The sequence below is a fragment of the Novosphingobium ginsenosidimutans genome (assembly GCF_007954425.1).
Lineage (GTDB): Bacteria > Pseudomonadota > Alphaproteobacteria > Sphingomonadales > Sphingomonadaceae > Novosphingobium > Novosphingobium ginsenosidimutans.
Map to the genome: position 1 here is coordinate 754464 of NZ_CP042345.1, position 25655 is coordinate 780118.

General features: G+C 64.7%; 29 protein-coding genes. 15 read left to right on the forward strand and 14 right to left on the reverse strand.

Annotated features, from left to right (window positions below):
* Positions 1-10: 10 nt before the first annotated feature.
* Positions 11-433 (reverse strand): VOC family protein, encoded by a 423-nt coding sequence (locus FRF71_RS03775; RefSeq protein WP_147089307.1) that lies wholly within the window; start codon positions 431-433, stop codon positions 11-13.
* Positions 430-1383 (reverse strand): oxygen-dependent tRNA uridine(34) hydroxylase TrhO, encoded by a 954-nt coding sequence (gene trhO / locus FRF71_RS03780; RefSeq protein WP_147089308.1) that lies wholly within the window; start codon positions 1381-1383, stop codon positions 430-432. The genes FRF71_RS03775 and trhO overlap by 4 nt, the downstream gene beginning before the upstream one ends.
* Before the next feature lie 58 nt (positions 1384-1441).
* Here trhO and FRF71_RS03785 point away from each other — a divergent pair, with 58 nt between their 5' ends.
* Positions 1442-2122, forward strand: coding sequence for a glutathione S-transferase family protein (locus tag FRF71_RS03785; protein ID WP_147089309.1), 681 nt, complete (start codon positions 1442-1444; stop codon positions 2120-2122).
* Positions 2122-2970, forward strand: coding sequence for a S1/P1 nuclease (locus FRF71_RS03790; protein WP_147089310.1), 849 nt, complete (start codon positions 2122-2124; stop codon positions 2968-2970). Before FRF71_RS03785 ends, FRF71_RS03790 begins: the two co-directional genes overlap by 1 nt.
* Here the strand turns inward: FRF71_RS03790 and FRF71_RS03795 are convergent.
* Positions 2967-3413 (reverse strand): cupin domain-containing protein, encoded by a 447-nt coding sequence (locus FRF71_RS03795; protein ID WP_147089311.1) that lies wholly within the window; start codon positions 3411-3413, stop codon positions 2967-2969. The genes FRF71_RS03790 and FRF71_RS03795 overlap by 4 nt on opposite strands.
* A gap of 53 nt (positions 3414-3466) precedes the next feature.
* On the opposite strand from FRF71_RS03795, the gene dapE reads away from it, so the two are divergent.
* Positions 3467-4606: a succinyl-diaminopimelate desuccinylase gene (gene dapE, locus FRF71_RS03800; protein ID WP_147089312.1), complete on the forward strand. Its 1140-nt coding sequence runs from the start codon at positions 3467-3469 to the stop codon at positions 4604-4606.
* A 66-nt stretch (positions 4607-4672) separates the two neighbouring features.
* Complete coding sequence (locus FRF71_RS03805) at positions 4673-6001, forward strand: dicarboxylate/amino acid:cation symporter (protein ID WP_147089313.1); 1329 nt, start codon at positions 4673-4675, stop codon at positions 5999-6001.
* Here the strand turns inward: FRF71_RS03805 and nth are convergent.
* The 4 genes from nth to dapB all read right to left on the reverse strand — a co-directional run bounded on the left by nth (position 5998) and on the right by dapB (position 8628).
* Complete coding sequence (gene nth, locus FRF71_RS03810; RefSeq protein ID WP_147089314.1) at positions 5998-6657, reverse strand: endonuclease III; 660 nt, start codon at positions 6655-6657, stop codon at positions 5998-6000. The genes FRF71_RS03805 and nth overlap by 4 nt on opposite strands.
* Positions 6654-6929 (reverse strand): M48 family metallopeptidase, encoded by a 276-nt coding sequence (locus FRF71_RS15685; RefSeq protein ID WP_272949957.1) that lies wholly within the window; start codon positions 6927-6929, stop codon positions 6654-6656. Before FRF71_RS15685 ends, nth begins: the two co-directional genes overlap by 4 nt.
* Positions 6920-7834 (reverse strand): M48 family metalloprotease, encoded by a 915-nt coding sequence (locus tag FRF71_RS03815; RefSeq protein WP_272949958.1) that lies wholly within the window; start codon positions 7832-7834, stop codon positions 6920-6922. Before FRF71_RS03815 ends, FRF71_RS15685 begins: the two co-directional genes overlap by 10 nt.
* Before the next feature lie 65 nt (positions 7835-7899).
* Positions 7900-8628, reverse strand: a complete 729-nt coding sequence (dapB, locus tag FRF71_RS03820) for a 4-hydroxy-tetrahydrodipicolinate reductase (protein ID WP_147089315.1) — start codon at positions 8626-8628, stop codon at positions 7900-7902.
* Positions 8629-8663: 35 nt separating this feature from the next.
* Between dapB and FRF71_RS03825 the strand changes: the two genes are divergently transcribed.
* A complete protein-coding gene (locus FRF71_RS03825; RefSeq protein ID WP_147089316.1) occupies positions 8664-9362 on the forward strand; it encodes an NAD-dependent deacylase in 699 nt (232 codons plus the stop codon).
* Positions 9359-9697: a GFA family protein gene (locus tag FRF71_RS03830; protein ID WP_147089317.1), complete on the forward strand. Its 339-nt coding sequence runs from the start codon at positions 9359-9361 to the stop codon at positions 9695-9697. Before FRF71_RS03825 ends, FRF71_RS03830 begins: the two co-directional genes overlap by 4 nt.
* Here the strand turns inward: FRF71_RS03830 and FRF71_RS03835 are convergent.
* Positions 9694-10464: a HesA/MoeB/ThiF family protein gene (locus FRF71_RS03835; protein ID WP_147089318.1), complete on the reverse strand. Its 771-nt coding sequence runs from the start codon at positions 10462-10464 to the stop codon at positions 9694-9696. The genes FRF71_RS03830 and FRF71_RS03835 overlap by 4 nt on opposite strands.
* 108 nt (positions 10465-10572) lie before the next feature.
* On the opposite strand from FRF71_RS03835, the gene FRF71_RS03840 reads away from it, so the two are divergent.
* From FRF71_RS03840 to FRF71_RS03850, 3 genes are all read left to right on the forward strand, one after another.
* On the forward strand, positions 10573-12264 hold the full coding sequence (locus FRF71_RS03840) for a class I adenylate-forming enzyme family protein (protein WP_147089319.1): 1692 nt from the start codon (positions 10573-10575) through the stop codon (positions 12262-12264).
* 2 nt (positions 12265-12266) lie between these two features.
* Entirely contained in the window at positions 12267-13037 is a 771-nt protein-coding gene (locus tag FRF71_RS03845; RefSeq protein ID WP_147089320.1) for an SDR family NAD(P)-dependent oxidoreductase, read from the forward strand.
* A gap of 101 nt (positions 13038-13138) precedes the next feature.
* On the forward strand, positions 13139-14410 hold the full coding sequence (locus FRF71_RS03850) for a hypothetical protein (protein ID WP_147089321.1): 1272 nt from the start codon (positions 13139-13141) through the stop codon (positions 14408-14410).
* Positions 14411-14437: 27 nt separating this feature from the next.
* Here the strand turns inward: FRF71_RS03850 and FRF71_RS03855 are convergent, their stop codons facing one another.
* Both FRF71_RS03855 and FRF71_RS03860 read right to left on the reverse strand, forming a co-directional pair.
* Complete coding sequence (locus FRF71_RS03855; RefSeq protein WP_147089322.1) at positions 14438-14785, reverse strand: hypothetical protein; 348 nt, start codon at positions 14783-14785, stop codon at positions 14438-14440.
* A 12-nt stretch (positions 14786-14797) separates the two neighbouring features.
* Positions 14798-15178 carry a hypothetical protein gene (locus FRF71_RS03860; RefSeq protein ID WP_147089323.1) on the reverse strand — a complete coding sequence of 127 codons (381 nt, stop codon included), beginning with the start codon at positions 15176-15178 and terminating at the stop codon, positions 14798-14800.
* Between the two features lie 66 nt (positions 15179-15244).
* On the opposite strand from FRF71_RS03860, the gene FRF71_RS03865 reads away from it, so the two are divergent.
* Positions 15245-15799: a TetR/AcrR family transcriptional regulator gene (locus tag FRF71_RS03865; RefSeq protein ID WP_147089324.1), complete on the forward strand. Its 555-nt coding sequence runs from the start codon at positions 15245-15247 to the stop codon at positions 15797-15799.
* Positions 15800-15884: 85 nt separating this feature from the next.
* On the opposite strand, the gene dnaA is transcribed toward FRF71_RS03865, so the two are convergent.
* From dnaA to mutM, 3 genes are all read right to left on the reverse strand, one after another.
* Positions 15885-17312, reverse strand: a complete 1428-nt coding sequence (gene dnaA / locus FRF71_RS03870) for a chromosomal replication initiator protein DnaA (protein WP_147091511.1) — start codon at positions 17310-17312, stop codon at positions 15885-15887.
* Between the two features lie 491 nt (positions 17313-17803).
* Positions 17804-18064 carry a 30S ribosomal protein S20 gene (gene rpsT, locus FRF71_RS03875; RefSeq protein ID WP_147089325.1) on the reverse strand — a complete coding sequence of 87 codons (261 nt, stop codon included), beginning with the start codon at positions 18062-18064 and terminating at the stop codon, positions 17804-17806.
* A gap of 192 nt (positions 18065-18256) precedes the next feature.
* The gene (gene mutM, locus FRF71_RS03880) at positions 18257-19072 is read right to left on the reverse strand and encodes a bifunctional DNA-formamidopyrimidine glycosylase/DNA-(apurinic or apyrimidinic site) lyase (protein WP_147089326.1); all 816 of its coding nucleotides are present in this window, start codon (positions 19070-19072) and stop codon (positions 18257-18259) included.
* Positions 19073-19272: 200 nt separating this feature from the next.
* Between mutM and FRF71_RS03890 the strand changes: the two genes are divergently transcribed.
* The 5 genes from FRF71_RS03890 (at position 19273) to FRF71_RS03910 (ending at position 23075) form a co-directional block, all read left to right on the forward strand.
* A complete protein-coding gene (locus FRF71_RS03890; protein WP_147089327.1) occupies positions 19273-20004 on the forward strand; it encodes a class I SAM-dependent methyltransferase in 732 nt (243 codons plus the stop codon).
* 195 nt (positions 20005-20199) lie between these two features.
* A complete protein-coding gene (gene ubiB, locus FRF71_RS03895) occupies positions 20200-21756 on the forward strand; it encodes a 2-polyprenylphenol 6-hydroxylase (protein WP_147089328.1) in 1557 nt (518 codons plus the stop codon).
* 4 nt (positions 21757-21760) lie between these two features.
* The gene (locus FRF71_RS03900; RefSeq protein ID WP_147089329.1) at positions 21761-22039 is read left to right on the forward strand and encodes a hypothetical protein; all 279 of its coding nucleotides are present in this window, start codon (positions 21761-21763) and stop codon (positions 22037-22039) included.
* A 107-nt stretch (positions 22040-22146) separates the two neighbouring features.
* The gene (locus FRF71_RS03905; RefSeq protein WP_147089330.1) at positions 22147-22611 is read left to right on the forward strand and encodes a low molecular weight protein-tyrosine-phosphatase; all 465 of its coding nucleotides are present in this window, start codon (positions 22147-22149) and stop codon (positions 22609-22611) included.
* The gene (locus FRF71_RS03910) at positions 22608-23075 is read left to right on the forward strand and encodes a YbaK/EbsC family protein (RefSeq protein WP_147089331.1); all 468 of its coding nucleotides are present in this window, start codon (positions 22608-22610) and stop codon (positions 23073-23075) included. Before FRF71_RS03905 ends, FRF71_RS03910 begins: the two co-directional genes overlap by 4 nt.
* An 87-nt stretch (positions 23076-23162) precedes the next feature.
* Here the strand turns inward: FRF71_RS03910 and FRF71_RS03915 are convergent, their stop codons facing one another.
* Positions 23163-25634, reverse strand: coding sequence for a TonB-dependent receptor (locus FRF71_RS03915; RefSeq protein ID WP_147089332.1), 2472 nt, complete (start codon positions 25632-25634; stop codon positions 23163-23165).
* Between the last annotated feature and the right edge of the window lie 21 nt (positions 25635-25655).

The window sequence follows — 25655 nt, forward strand, 5'->3', positions numbered from 1 at the left end:
GCGCGATCAATCAGGACGCAAACAATTGCCCCAGATCGGCAAAAGCCTTGATTTCGATCGCATTGCCGCTGGGATCGCGGAAGAACATGGTCGCTTGCTCGCCAGTCTGGCCCTTGAAGCGGGTGTAGGGTTCAATCTCGAACTTCACACCCGCGCCGCGCATCCGTTCCGCCAGCCCATCGAAATCCTCCAGCGTCAGCACCACGCCGAAGTGCGGCACCGGCACCCCGTGGCCGTCGACATGGTTGCGCGCCGCATCGCGCCCGGCATTATCCGGGGCGAGGTGGGCAACGAGTTGGTGACCGAAGAATTCGAAATCGACCCACTGTTCAGACGAGCGCCCCTCTGGGCAGCCCAGCACCTCGCCATAGAAGGCGCGGGCGGCGGCCAGGTCATGGACCGGGAAAGCAAGGTGGAAGGGGCGCAGGCTCATGGGCTCTCCTCGAACATTACCGCGCCGACATGGGCTGCGCCGCGCTGGGCGGCAAGTTGTTCCTGGCGGTGGCGCTCGCGATAGCCGGCGCGTTGTTCGTCGGTCCGCTCGGCAAAACAGGCTGGGCAGCTAACGCCTTCCTCAAACTCCGGCATGGCCTGCTGCTCCGGACTGACAGGCCGACGGCAGGCATGGCAAAGCGCGTGGCTGCCCGGAACGAGCCCATGGCCGACACTGACACGCTGGTCGAAGACGAAGCATTCCCCCTGCCACAGGCTGTCCTCGGCTGGAACGTCCTCAAGATACTTCAGTATCCCGCCCTTGAGGTGATAGACCTGCTCCACCCCCTCAGCCTTGAAGAAGGCAGTCGATTTCTCGCAGCGGATCCCCCCGGTGCAGAACATCGCTACTTTGGGTGCCTGTCCCTGCCCCAGCAGTTTATCGCGCTGGGCGCGGAACCACGCGGGAAAATCGCGGAAGCTGGCGGTCTGCGGGTCGATCGCGCGCTGGAAGGTGCCGATCGCCACTTCATAATCGTTGCGAGTGTCGATCACGATCGTGCTCGGATCAGCGATCAGCGCATTCCAGTCCGCCGGGGCGATATAGGTCCCGACCGAGGCCAGCGGATCGATCTCAGCCACGCCCATCGTCACGATCTCGGCCTTCAGCCGCACTTTCATCCGGTGAAACGGCATGGCCGGCGCGCGCGAGAACTTGACGTCGAGGTCAGCGCATCCGGGCAGGCCGCGGATGTGATCGAGCACTGCCGCGATCCCGGCATCACTGCCGGCGATCGTGCCGTTGATCCCTTCATGCGCCAGCAGCAGCGTGCCCTTCACGCCCTGCGCGCGACAAGCGGCCAGCAGCGGTGCCTGAAGAGCCGCGTGGTCGGCAAAGGGCGTGAACCGGTAGAGTGCCGCAACGCAGATCGGCAGGTTGGCGGATTCCATGGCGCGGCCCTAACCGTTCAGGCTCGACAGCGTCAAGCTGAACGGCTAGCCGGGAGCCATGAAGCTGATCATCGGCAACAAGAACTACTCTTCCTGGTCGCTGCGCGGCTGGCTGGCGTGCAAGCAGTCGGGCCTCAGCTTCGAGGAGATCCAAGTCCCCCTATATGGCGAGGATTGGGACCACCGGAAGAAGGAGCATGATGAGATCGCGCCCTCGTCTGGCAAGGTGCCGGTGCTGTGGGATGGCGACGCGGTGGTCTGGGACAGCCTGGCGATTGTCGAATACCTGGCCGACCGGGTTGGACGTGACCGGTTTTGGCCCAAGGCTGACGATGCCCGCGCCATGGCCCGCTCAATGGTCGCAGAAATGCATTCATCATTTGCTGCGCTGCGCCGTCAGTGTCCGATGAACATTCGCCGCCAGGTCGAAGGGTGGGAGATCGACGAGGATGCCCGCAGCGATGTGGTCCGCATCCTAACATTGTGGGCCGAAGCCCGCGCCCGTTTCGGACGCGGCGGGCCCTTCCTGTTTGGCACTTTCAGTGCGGCCGACATCTTTTATGCGCCAATCGTCAGCCGCTTCATGACCTATGGGATAGGTGTTCCGGGCTTTGCCCTCGCCTATATGGAAGCGGTCTGGGAACACGAATGGCTGCAGGCCTGGGTCGCCGCCGCCGCAGAAGAAGACTGGGTCATCGAGCAATGGGAAATTTCGGGTCGCAGCAGGAAGGCAAAGTGATGCGCTGGATTGCTGTGATGCTGGCCGCACTGGCGGCGCTGGTGGCACGTCCGGCCTTTGCCTGGGGCGAATTCGGCCATCGTTCGACCGCCAGCATCGCCTGGGCCAATGTCTCGCCGCAGACCCGCGCGGCCGTGCGCGAACTGCTGCGTTCGGAGAAGGGCCTTGGCACCCCCTATTGCCGGGTCCGCAGTCTGGAGGAAGCAAGCTATTGGCCAGACTGCATCCGGCGCGAGAGCTGGCGCTGGGCCTATTCATTCGCCTGGCACTACCAGACGATGAACATCTGCAAACCGTATGACCCGCGCGCCAATTGCTCTGGCGGGAACTGCGTGACCGGCCAGATCGAGCGCAACAGCCGCATCCTGGCCGACAAGACCCTGCCCGCCGCCCAGCGCCTCGAAGCCCTGGCCTGGCTAACCCATTTCGTTGGCGATCTGCACATGCCGCTCCATTCAGGCGACAACAACGATCTTGGCGGCAACCAGGTGGCGGCCAAATATGGCATCGCCCCGGGCCGCAACCTGCACGCGGTGTGGGACGGACCCATGGCGGAACGCGGCATCACCAGCGCGGTCCCGCCGTTGATCCGCCGCTACGCCGCAGGGGAGCGGGCGGCGCTCGACACCGGCGAGGTCTCCGACTGGGGCCGCGAGAGCTGGGAGTTGGCGCGGGGCCTAGTCTATGCCAAGGCCTTTGACCGCGATCCCTGCGCCGGCGGCGAAGCGCCCAAGGACGTGGTCTGGAGCGAGGAAGACATCGAAGCCAGCCTGCCCGCCCTGCGCCAGCGGATCAGCCAGGCCGGACTGCGGCTGGCGCGGCTGCTGGACGGGGCGTTGGCACGCTAGAAGGCCGAACCGTCCTTGCGGCGGAAGCCTTCGCCGACGAACAGGTGCATATCGATATCGGGATAGTGACAGTCGCTGGCCTGTGGCCGGCCAATCGCCACGAAGACACAGGGCTCGCTGGAGCGGTTCTGCAGGACGTGGCCGTTGCCATCACCCTTCGGAAAAGCCGCCACATCGCCTGCGCGCATTACCGTATCGCCGCTGTCGTCGACGAGCACCGCCTCGCCCGCCAGCATCACTACCAGCTCATCCTCGCCCTCATGCCAATGGCGCTGACTCGACCAGGCGCCAGGCTGAAGCACCACATGGCTGGCACCGAAATCGGCCAGCCCCGCAGCAGGTGCCAGGCGTCGATACCAGCGGCCCTGGACCTTGTCGGCATGCTCTGGCGGATAGCCAGTAGCGTTGATCTGGGGGATGGCATCAAGATCGAGCTTGGGCATGGGCGCGCTCCGGCTTGCAGGCCTTGGTGATACACCATATGCCGCGTCCAGTCATGACCAGCACCGCCCTGCCTCCCGTCCTGCCGCTTGCCGAAGCGCTGATCGCTTGCCCCAGCGTAACCCCGGCGACGGGAATGGTGTTCGATTGCCTGGAAGGCCTGCTTGCGCCGCTGGGGTTCGCGGTCCATCGCTTCCTGGCGGGCGAAGCGCCCGACGGGCCGGTCGAGAACCTGTTCGCGATCCGCCGCGGGCCGGAGGGCAGTCGCCACTTCGGTTTTGCCGGACACCTCGATGTTGTGCCGCCCGGCGAGGGCTGGACCACCGGCGCTTTTGCGCCTGAGGTGCGCGGCGAGCTGCTTTATGGCCGCGGCGCGGTCGATATGAAGGGTTCGATCGCGGCGATGGTCGCCGCCGCCACTGGCGTGCCGCGGGACGCCGGTACGATCAGCTTCATCATCACCGGTGACGAGGAAGGCCCGGCGCGCTTCGGGACCGTGCCGCTGATCGATCATATGCGCGCGGCGGGTGCCATTCCCGACCTGATCCTGGTGGGCGAGCCAACCAGCGTGAACCGTCTGGGCGACATGATGAAGATCGGCCGGCGCGGCTCGGTCAACATCTGGCTGACGGTTGAAGGCGGCGAAGGCCACGTTGCCTATCCGCACCTTGCCAACAATCCGATCGGTCCGCTGGTCAATATGCTGGCCGAACTGAACGCGCTGGTGCTCGACGAGGGGAGCGACTGGTTCCAGCCTTCCAACCTTGAAATCACCGACATCACTGTCGGCAATCCGGCCACCAATGTCATTCCGGCGCGGGCCCACGCCCGCCTGTCGATCCGTTTCAACGATCTCCACACCGGTCAGGGCCTGGTCGACATGGTCAGCGCCATTGCCGAGAAGCATGGCGGCACGGCCCGCGCGGTCATTTCGGGTGAAGCCTTTCTGACCCCGCCGGGAGATTTCTCCGCCATGGTCGCACGCGCGGTCGAAACCGAGACCGGCGTGACGCCCGAAGCCAGCACCACAGGTGGCACCAGCGACGCGCGGTTCCTCAAGGCGCTTTGTCCAGTGATCGAATTCGGCCTGTGCAACGCCACCATGCACAAGCGCGACGAAGCCGTGGCCGTGCCTGACCTCGACACGCTGGCGCGGATCTATGCCCGCATCGCAACTGCGGCGCTGGCGGGCTGATTGCGATAGCTGCGACAGCCTGTTAGGCTGCTTGGAAACAATCTTTCAAACCGGGGAGCCCACGCCATGGACCGGCGCCTGACACTCTACATCCTGATCGGCATGGTGCTGGGCGTGATCGTCGGCCAGGTGCTCTATACCCAGGTCGACGGCGCAGTGGTCAAGGACCAGGTCGTGCCCTGGCTCAAGCTGCTGTCCGATATCTTTCTGAATCTCATCAAGATGCTGGTCGCGCCGCTGGTGCTCTCCACCATCGTCGTCGGCATCGCCCATATGGGTGACAGTTCGGCGCTGGGCCGGATCGGTTTCCGCGCGATTACCTGGTTCATCCTCGCCAGCCTGATCTCGATCGGGCTAGGCCTGGTGATGGTCAACCTGTTCCAGCCCGGCGTGGGCGCACCGATCCCCGATGCCGCCGCTGCAACCGCCGCCGTGGGCGAGATCAAGGAACTCAAGGCCACCGAATTCATCCTCTCGATCTTCCCCAAGAACGCGATCGAGGCGCTGGCTACCAACAATATCCTGCAAATTCTGGTTTTCTCGCTGTTCGCGGGCGTGGCCCTCTCGGCCATTGGTGAAAAGGGTGCGGCGCTGGTGCGCGGCGCCGATGCCCTGGCCGAAATGATGCTGCAGGTAACCGGTTATGTCATGCGCTATGCACCGATCGCGGTCTTTGCCGCGATCGCCAAGGTGGTGGCGGTCAGCGGGCTTGCGATCCTCGAGACTTACCTTGAGCTGCTGTTCGAGTTCTACCTGTCGCTGATCCTGCTGTGGGTGATCCTGCTGACCGTCGGCGCGATATTCCTGCGCGAGCGGATCTGGACGTTGATCAAGTATATCCGCCAGCCGCTGATGATCGCCTTCTCGACCGCGTCGAGCGAGGCGGCGCTGCCCAAGATGTTCGAGCAGCTTGACCGGTTCGGGGTGCCGCGCCGGATCTCGGGCTTCATTCTGCCGCTGGGCTATTCGTTCAACCTCGACGGCTCGATGATGTACATGTCCTTCGCGACGATCTTCATTGCCCAGGCTTATGGCATCGATCTGTCGATCTCGACCCAGGTCATGATCCTGCTGACGCTGATGATCAGTTCCAAGGGCATTGCCGCAGTCCCGCGCGCTAGCCTGGTGGTGATCACCGGCACGCTCGCCATGTTCGGCCTGCCGGTCGAAGGCGTGGCGATCATCCTGGCGATCGACCAATTCCTCGACATGGGCCGAACGGCTACGAACGTGGTCGGCAATGCGGTTGCCACCTCGGTCATCACCAAGTGGGAAGGCATGCTTGAGGTCGAGGAGCCCGAATTCGTCGAACATCCCCACGCCCGGGCCCATACCGCTGCCGATGGCCGGGCGGGGCTGGATCTCGACCCGTCGAACTTCGAGGATAAGCGCTAGGCAGCCTTCGCCTTGCCCTTCGGGGCGGGCGTCTTGGGCTTGTAGCCGCACAGGTCCGCCACCGGGCAGCGCCAGCATTCGGGCGTGCGCGCCTTGCAGATGTAGCGCCCATGCAGGATCAGCCAGTGGTGCGCGCCGAGCCGAAACGGCTGCGGCACCTTCTTCTCAAGCTGCTGCTCCACTGCGAGCGGGGTTTTGCCCTTGGCGAGGCCGGTGCGATTGCCGACGCGGAAGATGTGGGTGTCGACCGCGAAAGTCTCGGCCCCGAAGGCGCAGTTCATCACCACATTCGCGGTCTTGCGGCCAACGCCCGGCAATTCGGTCAGGGCATCTCGGTCGTCCGGCACCTCACCGCCGTAATCGCGGACGAGGATTTCCGACAGGGCAATGACGTTCTTGGCCTTGGTGTTGAACAGGCCGATCGTCTTGATGTGCTCCTTCAACCCGGCCTCGCCCAGTGCGACCATCTGCGCCGGGGTCTTGATCAGTTCGAACAGCCGCCGCGTCGCCTTGTTGACGCCCACGTCGGTTGCCTGGGCCGACAGCGTCACGGCCACCAGCAACTGATAGGTATTGCCGAACTCCAGCTCGGTTTCAGGCGAGGGGTTGTCTTCGGCCAGGCGGCGGAAAAATTCGAAGATCTGGTCGCGCTTCATTGCGCCGGTGGCTTAGCGCCCTGGTTCGCCGCCTTCCACTCCATTGCCGCGCGGACCCGATTTTCAACCGACGGATGGGTGTAGAACAGCATCTCTTGAAGCCGGGTCGGGCGCGGGTAGCGGTACTCTGCCGTCTTGACCAGGGCACTGGCGAGGGCATCAGGTTCGCGCACCGTCGCGAGCGAGTAAGCATCGGCCTCGCTTTCGCCGATCCTGGTCAGGCTGTTGGTAAGCGGCTGTGCCAGAAGGGACAGCACGGCGGTTACCGCCATGAACACCGGCAGACCGCGTGCTTCGCCCAGTTGTGCATCGCTGCCCAGCAACCGGGCGGCGGGGGGAACAGGCGGTTAAGCAGGAAAAACATGATCATCGCCAGTAACGGGAAGATCACCACGTAGCGCCAGATATGGCCCAGCTTGTAATGGCCGGCCTCGTGCCCGGTGACGGCCCGGACCTCGGCCAGCGAAGCTTCCTTCAAGGCGACATCGCTGATCGCGATCCGCGCAGTCGGGCCGATGCCGGAAACATTGGCGGTAAACCGTTCGGATTGACGCGAGCCGTCGTACATGAAGATCCGGTCGTGCGGGATGCCAACATCGTCGGCAATCTGTTCCAGCGCAGTGCGAACCGGGCCGGGCGGGACCGGCTTGTAATCGTTGAACATCGGCTCGATCACGCTCGGCGCGGCCATGACCATCAGCGCCATGCTGACCGCCGCCAACCCGCCACCCCACATCCACCAGCGTGCACCGGTCTTGCGGATCAGAGCATAGATGCCGAGCATGAACAGGCCAGCCAGGAGGACTGAGATCGCCTCGCTAAGCGCCCATTGCCCCAGAAAATCGCCCAGCGGCTGCTTCGACAGGTCATAGGCGTGCTGCCGCTGCCAGTCGGTATAAATGGTCCAGGGCAGAGCGATCAGGTCGCCCAGGGCAAAGGCAGCAGCGCTGACCGTGAAGGTCATGAGCGCCCAGCTGCGTCCAGAGAGCCGGTCCGTCAGCCGGTCGAGCAGCCGCGAACGGACGATCAGCCAGACGACCAACAGCGAGACGCAAAGACCGGCCAGCAAGAGCCAGTGATTGCCGGTGGTATAGGCATGGGCCTTGGCCAGTGCCTCAGGCCCGAGGCTGTCGATATAGCGGGCAGTCTCAGCGGCCGGCGAAAGGGTAACGGTCATGATCGGCTCTCCCCCCATGAGACTGTGTTAATCGGACAATACAGAAAGCCGGAAAGCACACAAGATCAGAGGTCCAGCACTTCGCCCATCCGATAACGGCCCGCTGGCTTACCGACGAGCCATTGCGCCGCGCGCACCGCACCCTTGGCGAAGATCGTGCGGTTTTCGGCCAGATGCGTCAGCGAAATGCGCTCATCCGCGCCGAGGAAGTGGACCGTGTGATCGCCAGCGACGGATCCGCCCCGCAGGCTCGCAAAGCCGATCTCGCCGGACTGGCGCGCTCCGGTGACGCCGTCACGTCCGCGCGCGCTGTGGCCCGCCAGATCAAGCCCGCGCCCAGCAGCAGCAGCCTCGCCCAGCAGCAGGGCCGTGCCGGAGGGCGCATCGACCTTCATGCGGTGGTGCGTTTCAGAAATCTCGATGTCCCAGTCTTCGCCCAGCCGGCTTGCCGCCTCCCGCACCAGATGCGCCAGCAAGGTGACGCCCAGCGAGGTATTGCCGGTCTGAAGCACGGCGATCTGCCCGGCGGCATTGTCGCAGAGCCAGTGGTGGCGCTCTTCCAGACCAGTAGTGCCAACCACGATCGGTACGCCAGCCGCCATTGCTGCGTCGAGATTACCCTCGAGTGCAGCCGGAGCCGAGAAATCGACCAGCACGTCGCTCTGCGCCGCCAGCGCCGCGACATCGCCCCCCTTGTCGACCCCGCCAGCCAGTTCCTGGCCCGCCGCCGCGATCGCGTCAGCCAGTGCCTGACCCATGCGCCCCGCGCTGCCGATAATCCCGATTCTTGCCATTGCCGTCCCCACTCGAGGCGTGCTTCATGGGCGACATGAGCCAAATCCGCAACATCGTGATCCTGACCGGCGCCGGGATCAGCGCCGAAAGCGGCATCGACACCTTTCGCGGCGGCGGCGGACTGTGGGAGCAGCACCGCGTGGAGGATGTGGCCACGCCAGAAGCCTTCGCCCGAGATCCCAATCTGGTGCTGCGGTTCTATGACATGCGGCGCGAGGCAATCCAGGAGAAGCTGCCTAACGCCGCCCACTTCGCCCTCGCCGAGCTCGACGCCAAGTGGCAGGGCAACCTGCTGATCGTCACCCAAAACGTTGATGACCTGCACGAGCGTGGCGGCGCGCGCCGCGTGCTGCACATGCATGGCGAGCATCTGAAGGCCTGGTGCACTTCGTGCGATGTCCGCTCGCACTGGCGCGGAACGCTGCTTGATCGCCCGCCCTGCCCGGTGTGCCAGGCCCGCACCCTGCGTCCCGACGTGGTCTGGTTCGGCGAGATGCCCTATCGCATGGGTGAGATCTATGGCGCACTGCGCGAGGCGGACCTGTTTGTTTCAATCGGCACTTCGGGTGCAGTCTATCCCGCTGCGGGCTTCGTGCAGAATGCGCGTGAGCTGGGCGTGCAGACGCTGGAGCTCAACCTTGAGCGGTCGCAAGGATCCGCGCTGTTCCATGAAACCAGGCTTGGCCCGGCGACCGAAGTGGTGCCGGCCTGGGTGGCGGAAATGATCCAGTGACCATCCATTCCGGGTCGTGTCATTGCGGCGCAGTTCGGCTGGCGCTTGATAGCGAGCCGGAAAATGCCGCGGAATGCAATTGCTCGCTGTGCCGCCGCGTCGCCGCGCTCTGGCACTATTGCCCGCCGTCGCAGCTTCGGGTGACCGGTGACCTGGCTGGCTATGTCCAGGGTGACCGGACGCTGACCACCTGGCGCTGCGCCAATTGCGGCAATGTTACGCACTGGACTGCTTTCGATCCGGACTACCCCAGGGTCGGGGTAAACCTGCGGCTGTTCGATCCGGCGCTGTGGCAGGACCTTCCGCGCAAAATGATCGACAGCGCCAGCTACTAAGCGGCTGAGCAGCCGCGGCACTCCGGATCCTTGACGATCCGCATGGTCCGCAGCGCCGGGGCCAGACCATCAAGCAAGTGGACCTTGCCCCATTGCGGATCGCCCATGGCGGCGTGGCCGCTGGTTAGCACACGCACCGCATGCATCGCCGCAAAGGTACCGACCCAGCCGGCCATCGCCCCCAATACGCCATCGGCAGCGCAAGTGTCGCAATCCTCGGCATCGAAGGCATCTCCCACGAAACAGCGGTAGCAGCTGTGGCCCTCCAGGTGCCCGGCAAAGTTTGCCACCTGCCCCTGGAAACGGCCCAGCGCCGCGCTGGTCAGTGGCACGCCCAGCTTTACACAGGCATCCGACACGGCCAGGCGAGTCGCGAAGTTGTCACACCCGTCGAGCACAAGGGTAGCGCCTTCGAGGAGCGGCGCGGCGTTTAGCCCCCCCAACCTCCCTGCGATCGCGCGCACCTCGATGGCACTGTCGAACCGCCGGACCCAGTCTGCAGCGACTTCGGCCTTGGGGCGGTTCAGATCTGCCTCGGTGAAGATCGTCTGGCGTTGCAGGTTGGTAAGGTCGACCACGTCATCGTCGATCAGCGTCAGCCGCCCTACACCCGCTCCGGCAAGGTATTGCAGCGCCGGCGAGCCAATTCCGCCGCAGCCCACCAGCACGACATGCGCCTGGCTCAGGGCGACCTGCCCGGCCCCGCCAAGTTCAGGCAACACGATATGGCGGGCAAAGCGGTCCAGGCGTTTGGGGGCGAGCGTCATACCGGCGTTCCTTAGGGTCGATTGGCCCGCGTCGCAAAGGAAGTCTCTTGCCCCGTCCGCATCGATGCGGCACCTAATCGATCAATTAAAACGATTACGGGACGAGGAATGCATTACGCACAATTGCGCCAGGTGCGCGAGGAGCTGACCGGGCCGGGTGGCCCCTTTGAAATCGTCGAAGCCCAGGTGCTGGGCCACAAGATGAAGGTCTACAAGAATGCGCCGCCCTCGGGCCGCGAGTTCTGGCTCTCCACCGCTGCCTTTGGCCCGCGCGACTACATTGTCTATCAAGGTGAACGGCTGACTTACGCCCGGGCGCACGACCAGGTCCGGGCCGTGACAGCTTGGCTCTGGGAGCAGGGCGTCCGTCCTGGTGACCGGGTTGCCATCGCCATGCGCAACTATCCCGAATGGATGCTGATCTACTGGGCCTGCCTGTGCATTGGTGTCGCCGCGGTTGGCACCAATGCCTGGTGGACGCCCGAAGAGCTTGACTATGCGCTGGCCGATTCGGCCCCGAAGGTGATCTTCGCCGATGCCGAGCGGCTGGCGCGGCTGGCCGAATGCACGGGGGATGCGGCAAAGGTCACCACCGTCGCGGTTCGCGCCCAGGGGTCCGGCACAGTCCCGTGGGAGGATGTGATCGCCCACCCCGGCGCCATGCCAGCGGTGACGGTTGATCCCGATAGCGATGCCTGCATCTTCTACACCAGCGGCACGACCGGCCATCCCAAGGGTGCGCAGCTGACCCATCGCGGCTGCATTTCCAACCTGATGAACTTGCTCTACGCCGGCGCTTCGAGCGGCATGGCGACCGAGCGCGGCGGCGGCGCGGCAATCCCGGCCGAACCGCCGATCCCGGCGACCCTGGTCACCACCCCGCTGTTCCACGTCACCGCCAATAACTGCGCCGCCTATGCCGCAACGGCCCAGGGCGGGAAGATGGTGCTGATGTACCGCTGGGACGCCGGTGAAGCGCTCAAGCTGATCGAGGCCGAGCGCTGCAACGGCCTCTCAGGCGTACCGGTGATGGCGCGCGAGCTGATCAACCACCCGGATTTCGACAAGTACGATACCTCCAGCCTGCTCAACATGTCGGGCGGCGGGGCACAGGTGCCGCCGGATCAGGTCGGCGCGATTGACCGGAAGATCCCTTCGGCCCGCCCCTCAACCGGCTATGGCATGACCGAGACCTGCGGGATCATCACCTCAGTCGGCGGGGATTTCTTCGTCGACCGCCCGAACAGCGCCGGCCCGGCCATGCCCAACTTCGAGGTGAAGTGTGTCGATGATGACGGCAACACCGTGCCGCAGGGCGAAGTGGGAGAGCTCTGGGTCAAGGGCTCCTCGGTGATCAAGGGCTACCTCAATCGGCCCGATGCAAACGAAGCCTCGTTCACCGATGGCTGGCTCCACACCGGCGACGTCGCCCGGATCGACGAGGACGGCTTCATCTATATCGTCGACCGCAAGAAGGACATGGTCCTGCGCGGCGGGGAGAACGTCTATTGTACCGAAGTTGAGGCTGGCATCTACCGCCACCCGGCCGTGGCCGAGTGCTGCGTGTTCGGCGTGCCGGACGAGCGGCTGGGCGAGGAAGTGGGCGTCGCCGTCGTGCTGAAGCCTGGCGAGTCGCTTGATTCTGAAGGGCTGCGCACGCACTGCCTGGCGGTCATGGCCAAGCACAAGGTGCCGCGCTTCGTCTGGTTCCGCGACGAGGCCCTGCCCCGTAACGCCAACGGCAAGTTCCTGCGGCGTGAACTGCGCGACGAGTTGTCACGCCAGGCCGAGGAGGCCTGATCATGGGTGACCTCGACGGACGGATCGCTATGGTCACTGGTGCCTCGCGCGGGCTTGGCGCGGCAACGGCGCGGGCTCTGGCGGCGGCTGGCGCCAAGGTGGCGGTGACGGACTTGTCTGCGCCCGAAGACCTCGCCGCCGAGATCGGCGGGATCGCCCGCGCGCAGGACGTGACCAGCGAGTCCGACTGGGCCGCGACAATGGACTGGATCAAGGCCGAGCTTGGCGGCCTGGACGTGCTCGTCAACAACGCCGGCCTCTGGCTGTTCAAGCCGATCCTCGAAACCACGCTGGATGACTGGCGCAGGCTTCATGCGGTCAATGTCGAAGGCGTTTTCCTCGGCACCCGCGCGGCGATCCCGCTTCTGGCCGAACGCGCCCACCTGTGGCGCGGCGGCACGGCGATCGTGAATCTCTCGTCGGTCGCCGGGATCGAAGGGGCAGCCGGCGGAACCTGCTACAACAGCACCAAGGGCGCCGTCCGGCTCTTCACCAAGGGCTGCGCCCGGGAACTGGCAGCGGCGCGGGTCCGCGTCAATTCGGTCCATCCGGGCGTGATCGATACCGATATGGGCCGCAAGCTGATTGACGATTTCGCCGGGGCGCAAGGCGTCGGCAACAATGAAAGCCTTGCGGCGGTCTCGGCGCTGCATCCGCTTGGCCACCTGGGCGAGCCGCAGAATGTGGCCGATGCGGTGGTATTCTTGGCAAGCGACCGCGCGGCCTTCACCACCGGCAGCGAACTGATCGTCGACGGCGGGATGACGTCCTAGGCTCCAGAAGCGGGAAGAGCGGCGCGGGCGCTCGACGCGCCGCTGTTGACTGTATTACATATCTATGTCACCTGGCTGCTTACGCCAGGAGGTCATGAGCTATGGCAGGACGGAGATTCTACGGTGCGATGTTCGGGCTGGTGCTCGGCCTCGCCCAGCCGGCAGGCGCGGAGCCGATGCTGCCACCGCAGGCGCCAGTAGAGGTCTTGCCGCTGGAGATCACCATCGAAGGCCTCGGCGGCGCGGGCGGGGAGCGGCTGCGCAGTGAGCTGAGCGATGTCCAATTCGTGGCGGTGGGCGAGGATCATGGCTTTGCCGAGCCGCCGCGACTGGCCGCCGCGCTGGGGCAGGAGCTTGCCCAAACGAAGGGCGCCCCGGTCCATCACGCGGTGGAAGTCGGACCGCACACGGTCGACAAAGTCGCCAACGTACTGCGTGCAGAAGGCCTCGTCGGGCTCGACGCGATCGTTGACGACCAGCCGTCGATCATGCCGTTCCTTGCCAATCTCGACGACGCTTCGCTGGCGCTGCCCTATGCCCGCGCCGGGCGACTGTGGGGGATCGACCAGGAATTCATAGGCTCGGGACCGATGCTCTACGCCCTGCTCGCCGCGCGCGCCCACGATCCTGAACTGCGCCGGACGCTGGGCGCCTGGCGCGATTCCGACCGCGCCGCGCTGGCTGCGGGGCAGTTCGACAAGGTCTCGCTTAGTTCGCTCGCCCGGGCTGACTTCGCGCGGCTACGGCAGGGTTTCAGCGACGATCCGGAGGCGCTGCAAATGGTCGATGCGCTGGCCGAGAGCGCGCGAATCTATCAGTACAACGACGTCGAGCGCTATTTCGAGAACAACGACGAGCGCGGCAAGCTGATGGCGGCCTATTTTCTCGCCCGCTACCGCGCCGCCAAGGGCCCGCCTCCGCGGGTGCTTTTCAAGATGGGCGCCTATCACCTGGGGCGCGGGATCACCCCGACTTCGATCTTCGATCTCGGTTCGCTGCTGCCGGGCCTTGCGGCGGCCTCGGGCAAGCGTTCGCTGCACATCGCAGTCGTCCCAATTGCGGGTCAGGTGCGCGCGATCGCACCGGGTCCGCAGGGCCTGACCAAGGTTTCAGCCTATGATGAGGACGTTGTGGCAAAACTGCTCGCCGGCGCAGGGATCGAGCTCGACAGCCTGCCCGCGCAAGGCCTCGCCCTGATCCCGCTCGAACCGATCCGCCAGCGGATGAGCGGCAAGGTCCGCCGTGAGCTACCCGAGTTCGCGCGGTTCATGCTGCTCGGCTTCGACTATCTGGTGACAACGCGAGATGCCAAAGCGGCTACCCACTTCGAAGCGTGGGAGCCAGGCATGGAATCCCGGCTAGTCTTGCAATGAGACTGGAACTTGCGGCGAGTATGCTGATTAGCCCGCCTTAGTCCGCCCTTCGCCAAGCAGCAGCACCTTCATGTCGCCGCGCGCACGGCCGGTGTGGACCAGCAGGTAGATCGACAGGAACAGCATTCCGCCAAAGAAGGCGATCAGCCCCAGCGCCAGCCCGCCGGCGCTGAACTGGTGGCGCCAAGAGACCCACAGCGCGGAGAGCGCGAGGAAGCACATGAAATCGAGATTGAACTGACCGGGCCAGCCCATTTCGGCCATGTCACCGAGGAACACGGGCAGCAGGTTCCAGCCATGATTTGCGATCGTCACGCTGGTGTAGCTGGCAATCACGATCAGGCAGGTGAGCAGAAACAGGCGTAACAGGGTCATGATCGATCTCCCTCAGAGGGTGCGAGTTTCAAGGTAGCGGCAGCGGGCGAACATTGCGGCGAGGCCAATGCAGCCCGTGGCGCAGATCAAGGCGAGCCAGGGCCAGGGGCGCATGCCGGCAGCGCGAGCGCGCGGCAGCAGCAAGGTCCAGCCAATCGCAATGGCAATCAGCAGATCGAACCAGACCTGGTTGCCCCAGGCGTCTTGGGTGTGATTGGGCCAAAAGCCCAGCGGCCCCTCGGCGGCTACGGTGTAAAGCGACCAGACCAGAAACACCCCGCAGACCAGCGCCGCAAATTGCCAGCCATTCGAGGCGCGCAGGCCTTCGCGGATCGTTGTCAATAGAAACAGCACCAGTGCAGCGATCGGTAGGACCGGATATAGCGCGTCCATGGTGAACGACTCCTTGTAGCAACTGCTACATGGTATCCGAATGTAACGAGTGCTACAAGAGGCAAGATGAGCATCAGGGACGCACAGCGCGAAGCGGTGATCGAACGGCTGGCCGGGCATCTGCTCGCGCACGGCCTCGCCCGGACCAGCCTGCGCCAGCTGGCCCAGGCTGCCGGCGTGAGCGACCGGATGCTGCTCTATTACTTTGCCGACAAAGCCGAGGTGCTGGCCGCCGTCATGGCGCGCGTGGCAGGCGAGCTTTCGCTGCGCCTGGCGGAAGCGATTCCCGATGGTGCGCCGCTGCGGCCGGCCGAACTGGTGCGCCGCGCCGCAGCCTTTACCACGGGGCCGGAAATGCGGCGCTTCATGGGATTGTGGGTCGAGGTTGTCGCCGCTGCCGCCCGCGGAGAGGTGCCCTTCCCGGCCATCGTGTCACAGGTCATGGCCGGATTTAGGCTGTGGGTCGATTCGCGGCTGGACCTGCCCCCGGGCGCTGATCGCGAGGGCACGGCCGCGGCAATCATCGCCGTGATCGACGGCCTCGCCCTGGTCGACATCTGCAGCGACGATGAGATTACCCCGCGCATGGCCGCGGCATTGTCAGCCCTGCTCGCCGAATAACGCCGCGCGCAATGGCAGTGCATCACCCTGTGCACAAGTCTGTGCAAGGGGCGTTGAAACAATGCCAATCAGCGGTGGAAGATGCTCAACTTTCCAGCTGGCGCAGCAGGCTGCGCACATCGCCATCCATGTCGGCATCGCGGGTACGCAGGTCTTCTATCAGGCGCACGGCGTGGATCACGGTCGAGTGATCGCGCCCGCCAAACTTGCGGCCGATTTCGGGATAGGAGCGCGGCGTCAGCACCTTGGCGAGATACATCGCCACCTGGCGCGGGCGAACCACCGCGCGGGCGCGGCGCTTGCTGGCCATTTCGGTCCGATCGACCCGGTAGAACTGGCATACGGTGCGCTGGATCTCGTCGATCGTGATGCGGCGGCGATTGGCCGAGAGAATATCGGTCAGCTGTTCCTCGGCCAACTGCAGTGACACGGCCTGGCCGGTCAGCTGGGCATAGGCAATCAGCTTGTTGAGCCCGCCGACCAGTTCGCGAACATTGCGGTTGATCGTGCGGGCGAGGAACTCGACCACGTCGCCCGGAACATGGCTGGGCGAAAAGCGCTGGAGCCGATGCTCCAGGATCGAGCGGCGCAGTTCGATGTCAGCCGGCTGGATATCGGCAACCAAGCCCATCGACAGGCGCGAGAGAAGCCGCTGCTCAACCCCGTCCAGCGCCTGTGGGGCGCGGTCGGCGGCGAAGACCAGCCGCTTGCCTTCGGCAAGCAGCGCATCGATCGTGTAGAGCAGTTCTTCCTGGGCCGAGGCCTTGCCGATAATGAACTGGATGTCATCGACCAGCAGCAGATCGAACCCGCGCAGCCGCGCCTTGAACTCGATCGTCTGGTTCTGGCGCAGCGCCTGGACGAATTCGACCATGAAGCGCTCAGCCGAGCAGTAGAAGATCCGCGCGCGCTGGTGATTGGCCAGATAGGCATGGCCGATCGCGTGAAGCAGGTGGGTCTTGCCCTGGCCAGTCGCCGCCTTGAGATAGAGCGGGGCGAACTGCGGCGTTTCGGTTGCAGCCATGCGCTGGGCGGCATTGCTGGCAAGGATGTTCGCGGCACCGGTCACGAAGCTGGCGAAAGTCAGCGAAGGATCGAGCCCGATCGGGCCCTGGCCGAGGGCACCCAGTTCGGCCGCGCCCATGCCCAGGGCATCGCCAGGTTGAGTAATCGGCGCGCCATCGTTGGCAGCGCGGCGGCCATCCTCGCGGCCGAGCCGCAGGCCGGGCATTGCGCGGCGGCCTGGCAAGACCGAGATCTTGACGGTGCGGATATCGGGCCGGGCGATCTTCCACGCGAGCGAGAGCCGATCGGCGAACCGGTCCGACACCCAGTTGGCCGCGAACTCGTTCGGCAGATAGAGGTCGAGCGTCCCGCTCTGCTTGCAGAGCGAGCCGAGCTGGATCGGCTTGATCCACTGGCTGTATAGCTGATTGCCCAGATCCTTGCGTAGACCGCGGCTGATATCAGCCCAGTCGGCAGCGAGATCGAGCGCTTCCTGTTCTTCCATCATGCGCTCTGCGTCAGCTCCGCCCTGCGCGGCCGGGCCGCGCGAATTGCCAATGTTTGGTCCCGACACCCCTAGACCCCCGAAAATACATCCCCGCCGCGCGCCTCAACCGAGGGCAACGTTCGCCCATTACCGGCCCCCAAAAACCGGCTAGGTCGCTTAATCTGTGTGCAAGGCCCGTTGCAGAATCTGCGCTGGGCTTGGGTGCTGTTATGCCCCGCTCACCGCACAGAGCAAGGCGCGGATTGCAAAAAAACTGAAATAAATGGCCTTGACTCAGCAATGCTCGGGGCAATCCCGCAGGATGATGCTAAGTTTTTGTTAAGAATAAGTAATTTTTCGGAGCTTAGTGCGAATCGCGGGAATCCGCCGATTGTTGCGCTGCCGCAAAATCTTGCTTTGACACAAAGCAAAAGGGCCGGTGGCTGAACCACCGGCCCCTTTGCGAGGTTGTTCCTATTTCGTGCTGCCGATCCGCGAATCGGCGGCCCGAATCAGAGCGCCGAAACGCGCTTCGTCAGGCGGGCAAACTTGCGGGCAGCGGTGTTCTTGTGGAGCACGCCGCGGGCCACACCGCGCTGCAGTTCCGGCTGGGCCGCCTTCAGCGCTTCGGCTGCGGCTGCCTTGTCACCACCGGCAAGGGCGGCTTCGACCTTCTTCACAAAGGTGCGGATACGGCCCAGACGGTTGCCGTTGATTTCTGCGCGCTTCTCGTTGCGACGGATGCGCTTCTTGGCTTGCGGCGTATTGGCCATGTCAGTCCTTCTTGTGGCTGCCAGGCGCAGCCCGATTCTGGTTAGAATTTCGCACAAAATCGCGGGGCCTGAACGAGTCATGCCCGCGGAAAGCGCGGCCCTTAACCGGGCAAAGCCGAATCGTCAACCGAAGAGAGTGACCGACGTAGACCAGGCCCGTGCATCACCGCCCGCTGTCATGCGGACAAAACCCTACTTTTGGCACTTGGCGCAGTGCCAGGTGCTGCGACCGCCCTGCGGAAAGCGTTGCACCGGGGCCCCACACCGCGTGCAATCCTCTCCCGCCCGGTCGTAGACATCGAATTGCTTGGAGAAATAGCCGAGTTGTCCATCCGGCTGCGCATAGTCGCGCAGGGTCGATCCGCCTGCCTCGATCGCCTCGGCAATTACCGCTTTGATGGCGGGTACCAGTCGGGTCAGCGCGGGTCCGCTGACCCGGCCTGCGGCCTTGCGCGGGTCGATTCCGGCGCGGAACAGCGCCTCGCAGACATAGATGTTGCCCAATCCAGCGACGATCCGCTGATCGAGCAGCATCAGCTTGATCGCCGCACTACGCCCCGCCAGGGCCGACTTGAGGTGCGCCGCAGTAAGTTCTTCACCCAGCGGCTCTGGCCCCATCGCGGCGAAAGTCGGCCATTCCTCCAGAGCCCCTTCATCTACGAGGTCAACCGAACCGAACCGGCGCGGGTCGTTGAGCGCAAGCACATGGCCTGAGGCCGTTTCCAGCACGAGGTGATCGTGCGCACCGATATCCTCTGGGTCGATCCGCCACCGCCCCGACATGCCAAGGTGGAACACGAGGCTCCGTCCGCGATCGGTATGGATCAAGCCGTACTTGGCCCGGCGTCCCATCCCACTGACCGTGGCTCCGGTCAGCGCCTGGACCAGGTCAGTCGGAAAGGGCCTGCGCAGGTCCGCCCGGCGTGGTTCAACCCGCACCAGCCGCGCGCCGTCGAGATAACGCGCCAGGCCGCGAACCGTGGTTTCAACTTCAGGTAATTCAGGCATTGGTTTCCTTGCGAGTGCGCCCATGACATCCGTCATGGGCTTGGCATCACCAGCCCGCTCCCCCACCCGGCCTCCCATAGGATACCCTAGGTTCTGGGAGGCCGGGTGGGGGAGCGGGCTGGCGATGCATCCGCCGTGAGGCGGACAAGTCGCTGCATACATCCTTTCCGCCGCGCCGAAACTACCCTAAGGGCCAGCCCATGAGCGAACAGGTTTCCTTTGGCTACGAAGAGGTCTCTCCCGAGGAGAAGACCGAGCGCGTCGGTGCGGTGTTTTCTAGCGTCGCCAAGAAATACGACGTGATGAACGATGCCATGTCGGTTGGGATGCACCGGCTGTGGAAAGACAAGTTCGTCCGCCGCGTGAAGCCCCGCCCGGGTGAGCAGATCCTCGACATGGCAGGCGGCACGGGTGACATCGCCTTCCGCTTGGCAGCCCAGGGTGCGCAGGTCACCGTTTCCGACATCAACCAGGACATGCTGGACGTTGGCATAGAGCGCGCCATGGAGCGCGGCCTTGATGGCCTGGTCTGGTCGCGCCAGAACGCCGAGGAACTGAGCTTCCCCAGCCGTTTCTTCGATGCCTATACCATTGCCTTCGGCATCCGGAATGTCACCCGGATCGATCACGCTCTGGCCGAGGCGCACCGCGTGCTGAAGCATGGCGGGCGGTTCTACTGCCTGGAATTCTCGACCACCGAATGGCCCGGCTTCAAGGAGGTCTATGACCTCTATTCGCACAAGCTGGTGCCGAAGATCGGTGAGGCGATTGCCGGCGATGCCGATTCCTATCGCTACCTGATCGAATCGATCCGCCGCTTCCCAACCATGCCCGAATTCGAGCAAATGATCCGCGCGGCCGGCTTTACCCGCACCAAGGTTGAACCGATCCTGGGCGGCCTGGTAGCCATTCACAGCGGCTGGAAGATTTGACGTGGATTATGCGATGATCGCGCCCAGCAAAGCTGTGCGCCCGCGCATCACCGGCCCGCTCCCGTCCGAGGTGCAAGAAAATGTCCGGGGGACATTTTCGCCGAAGGGGCCGGCCTCCCAAAACCTAGGTTACCCTATGGGTGGCTGGGTGGGGGAGCGGGCCGGTGATGCTCCCGCCGTGAGGCGGGCAAAGATATGACCCGTCCGGCGACTCATTTGCTGCGATTGCTGCGCTGGGGCCGAACCCTGGCCCGCCACGGCGCGCTGCGCGGGATCGAGCAGGACCGCAATACGCCGCCGCCGGTCAAGCGGCTGTTCCGTCTGGCCCGGCTCGGTACGTTCCAGCCGCGCGTACCGGACTATGCCGGGGCGTTTCAGGCGATCGGCCCGGCAGCGATCAAGCTGGGCCAAACGCTGGCGACCCGGCCCGACCTGGTCGGCGAGGAAGCCGCCTATAACCTGCTGAGCCTGCAGGACAGCCTGCCGCCGGTGCCCTTCGCCTCGATCAGCGCGGAGATCGAGGCCAGCTTCGGCAAGCCGCTGGATGCCCTGTTCGCCAGCATCGACCCGGTCCCGGTGGGGGCGGCTTCGATTGCACAGGTCCACAAGGGCGTCACCACCGATGGCCGCACCGTCGCCATCAAGGTGCTGCGCCCCGGCATCCGTGAGAAATTCGCCGCCGATATCGAGACCTACGAATGGGCCGCAGCCCATCTCGAGGCATTGGGCGGCGAAGCTGCACGCCTGCGCCCGCGCCTGGTCATTGCCAACCTCAAGCGCTGGACCATGCGCGAGCTGGACCTGCGGCGCGAGGCGGCCTCCGCCTCCGAACTCGCCGATGCGATGAAGGGCTTCGAAGGCTATCGCATTCCCGCGATCGATTGGGATCGGACCAACGGCCGGGTCATGACGATCGAGTGGATCGACGGGATCAAAATCAGTGACCGCGCGGCGCTGGAGGCCAGCGGGGTGGACCTGCCGGAACTCGCTAGCCGCCTCGTTATCGCCTTTCTGACCCAGGCGATCAGCTATGGCTACTTCCATGCCGACATGCACCAGGGCAACCTGTTCGTACAGCCGGACGGGACCATCGCCGCGATCGACTTTGGCATCATGGGCCGGATCGACCGACGCGCACGCTACTGGCTGGCTGAGATCCTCTATGGCCTGACCACGGGCAATTACCGCCGCGTCGCCGAAATCCATTTCGAGGCGCAATACGTGCCGAGCTATCATTCGGTCGACGAGTTTGCGACCGCGCTGCGCGCCGTCGGCGAACCCATGCGCGGCAAGCCGGTGAGCGAACTGTCGGTCGGGCAGATGCTGGACGGCCTCTTCGCGATCACCCGCGATTTCGACATGCAGACCCAGCCGCATTTGCTGCTGCTGCAGAAGACCATGGTGATGGTTGAAGGTCTGGCCACGGCGCTGCACCCTGGCATCAACATGTGGGACACGTCCGGCCCCTTCGTAAAGAACTGGATCCGCGACGAGCTGGGCCCCGAGGCAGCACTGGCCGACCGGCTCAAGGAAGACGGCGAAACCCTGTTGCGGCTGCCCGGCCTGCTCCGCCGGCTGGAGGAGCAGTTCCCGCCGAAGGGCGGTGCCCCCGAACAACCGCCGCTGCCCGACATCGAACTGGTCTGGGACCGCCGGCAGGCAAGCGCAGGGCGCGGCTGGGGCGGCTATCTGCTGGCGCTGCTGGCGGGCGGTGCGGCGGTCTGGGGCGCAGGCCTCGCGGGCTGGCTCTGAGGCCATGGACCTCGACGCCCTGATCCTGCACTTCTTCGGGACCGAAGACCCGGCCGAACTGACCGAGGCGGATTATGACCGGGCGCTGGAAAAGCTGAAGATCGGCTTTGGGGTTGAGCGCGAACCAGGCCGCAAGTTTGCGCTGTGGACGCTAATGGAGGCGCTGGGCGTGGCGCCGCTGCCGGCCGAGGCTTTTGCCCAGGAACCGCTGCTGAAGGCTGCCGCGGAGGACTACCTCAAAGCCGCTTTCCGCATGGAGCGCCATGGGGATGAAGAAGCTTAGGCGCTTCCTGTCCCCCTCCCGCCTGCGGGAGGGGTTAGGGGTGGGCCCTGTTATTGTAGCGGGAAGGGCCCACCCCCGGCCCCTCCCGCAAGCGGGAGGGGTGATCGATGACTGAACCAGCCGTGCTGTTTGTCTGCCTGGGCAATATCTGCCGCTCGCCAATGGCAGAGGGCGCCTTTCGCGCCGCCGCCGCGGCAGCCGGCCTGAACATCCGCATCGATAGCGCCGGGACCGCCGCCTATCACGTTGGCGATCCACCCGATCCCCGCGCGCAGGAAACGGCGCGCAAATATGGGGCCGAGATCGGCGGCCTGCGCGGACGGCAACTTGTCGCCGAGGACTTCCGCCGCTTCACCCACGTGCTGGTGATGGACCATTCCAACCTCGCCAACGCCCAGGCGATCGTGCCGGACGATGCAATTACGCAGCCGCAGTTGCTGCTTGATCTGGTGCCGGGCCGCGCAGGCGCAGCAGTGGCCGATCCCTATTACGGCGGCGAGGAGCATTTCGAGGACACCTGGGCCGATGTCAGCCAGGCAGCAGCCGCATTGGTCGAGGCGCTGCGACGATGAGTCACGAAAGTGTTGTCGCCTGGCTGGCGCAGCACGCGCCGGACATCCGGCTGATCGACCAGGCCCAGTCAACCGCCACCGTGGCTGAAGCCGCAGCGACCCTGGGGGTCGAACCGGGCCGAATAGCCAAGACTCTGGCCTTCCGGGTGGGCGATATGCCTTACCTCTTGGTGACACGCGGCGATGCGCGGCTGGATAATGCGCGCTGCAAGGCCGAACTGGGCGGACGGCCGCGCATGCTCGATCCCGATGAGACGCTGGCGCTGACCGGCCACGCCGTGGGCGGGGTCTGCCCCTTTGGCCTGGCGACGGAATTGCCGATCCTGGCTGACCGCTCGCTACTGGCCTATCCGACCGTCTTCCCGGCCGCTGGATCGCGCACCTCTTCGGTTGAACTGGAACCCCAGCGCCTCGTCAATCTGGTCGGAGCGCGCTGGGTCGAGATCTGCAAGCTTCCCGAATGAAAAGAGGGCGGCAAGGTTGCCCCTACCGCCCTCCATCAAGTCAGCCTTCTCCGGAGCCTGTCGGCTCCCGGGGCCTCCTCTCCAACTCTAGAACTTGGTGCCGGCGCGCAGACCGATCGTGCGCGGGGTGATCGGCACGATGTAGGGCCGCTGATAGCACTGGCCGCACTGGACAAAGCGCGAGGACTGGCCCCGTTCATCCAGCAGGTTCGAGGCGTACAGTTCGATATTGAAGCTGTCCCACTCGATCCCGAGCGCCAGGTTCACCGTGGTGAAGTCCGGCAGCTCGCCCAGCTGGGCAGCCTGGGCAGCGCGAACGTCGCCACTGGCCGAACCCTGGTATGCCACGTTGATCTGGCCATAGGGCTTCTTGTCACCCATGTCGGCCGTGTAGCGCATCGTGCCCGAGGCCTTGAACTTCGGCGTGATCGGCAGGCGGGTGCCCGTGGGCGACTGGATCGAGTTACCCGCCCCGGCACAAGTGAAGGTCGGATCGGCGATCGCACAGAGGTTCTTGGTGGTCTTGGCATCGGTGTAAGCCGCGGCCACCTGCAGGAACAGGCCGCCACCGTTGTAGCTCAGATCGGCATCGACGCCGCGAATGCGGGCATCGGGGCCGTTCTTGATCTCGGTGAAGCTGTTGGCGCCAAGGTAGGAGTACTGGAAATCATTCCAGTTCTGCTGATAGATCGCGCCGTTGAAGCGCAGGCCCCGCGCGAGAGTCGACTTCCAGCCCACTTCATAATTGATCAGGAAGTCGGCATCGTACGGACCGACGTCGGCGCGGCGGTTGACGCCGCCCGGACGGAAGCCCTTCGAGGCTGTGGCATAGACCATCAGGTCGCTGGTGGCCTTCCACGACAGGTTGAAGCGCCAGGTGAAGCCATCGTCCTTCACCCGAACTGGATCGACGCCCGAGCCGTTCCAGACGCCAAGGTTGGTGCAGGGCGTGCCATCGACCACGCCCGGAGCCAGCGTGACGCCGGGCGTGCCGGCCACGGGGCGCAGGCGCGAACCGGTGGTGGTGAAGCAGCCAGCCACGCCGGTGCGCGAGGAACCGGCGCCATTGTAGGGCGTGTCAGAGTAGTTGCCGTTGGGATTGCGGCCAAAGCCGAAGAAGCCGATCAGCGTATTGTCGAACTTGTAAGCGCGCACCCCGGCGGTCAGCGTGACGTTCTGGAGCAGATCGTAGCTGAGTTCGCCAAAGGCGGCATAGTCGCGGTCAACGCGTTCCTGCTTGGTCAGCCACAGCGTGCCGGGCGAACCGTTGACCGAGACGAGCGGCCCGAGGTTTGCAACCTTGTAGTCCTGATAGATGTCGTTCGACTGGCGCTGGTAGAACACGCCGCCCACGAAGCGCAGCGGCTTGTCGGCCGGCGAAGCGATGCGCAGTTCCTGGCTGAGCTTCTTAAAGTGATCGCTGCCGATCACCTTCTGGCGCGGATCGATCGTGTTGCCGACCGAATCGAGGAAGTAGAAGTACGAAGCCAGGCCGCCAACCGAAGCGTAGAGCTGGTCATAGGCTTCCGAATAGTCGGTGTAGTCGCTCGAGCTGTCACGCTTGCGGTCGAGGTAGGCACCGGCATAGGTCACGTCCCAGCTGCCCAACTTGCCTTCGATCGTCAGCGCGGCCTGGATCCACTTGTCGTTGAGGTATTCCGGCGCAAAGCGCTGCAGCTTGAGATCGCCGACGCTGGGATCATAGGCATAGGAGCCCTGGCTGAGCATCTTCTGGTAGGTAACCGCCGGGGTCACCGTCCAGTTATCGTCAAGGTCGATCTTCAGCGCCGCGCGGGCACCGAAGGTTTCGGTCTCGTTGTAGTTTTCTTCGACAAAAGCGTTGTTGTTGACGCAGATTCCGCCCGGCTGGGGCAGGAAGCAGCGGCTGCCCGCGACATTGTCGATATAGCCGGCATCGCGCTGGTAGAAGGCGACCACGCGCAGGGCCATCATGTCATTGATCGGCGCGTTGATCATGCCATCGAACTTGCCGCCGATCGCGCCGCCCTTGACGGTGTTGATCTCACCATCGAGCGAGCCTTCGAACCCGGCAGTGCTGGGCTTGTTGGTGATAATGCGGATCGTGCCGGCCTGCGACGAGGCGCCGTAAAGCGTGCCCTGCGGGCCCGACAGGCTCTCAATCCGGGCGATGTCATAGATGTGGACGTCAAGGTTGCCGCCGATCGTCGTCACCGGCTGTTCGTCGAGATAAACGCCGACCGAAGGCAGCGAGCCCGAGTGGTTGCCGTCCCCGCCCGATGCGACGCCGCGCATGTAGACCACGTTGGTGCCCGGAGTGCCGCCCGACTGGAACGAGACCGAGGGGAGCTGCTGGGCATAGCCCTTGAAGTCCGAGATGTTGAGCTGCTCAAGCTTGGCGGTGCCGAGCGCCTGGATCGAGATCGGAACGTTCTGAAGGTTTTCCGAGCGCTTCTGCGCGGTCACCACGATTTCGTTGCCATCGGCCTCTTCCGCTTCCTGGGCCAGCGCCGGCATGGCGGTAAGGGCGGTGGAAGCAAGCAACAGCGCACCAGCGGTGCGGCGAACAGAAAACGTCATCGATACCCCATCCAACATTGC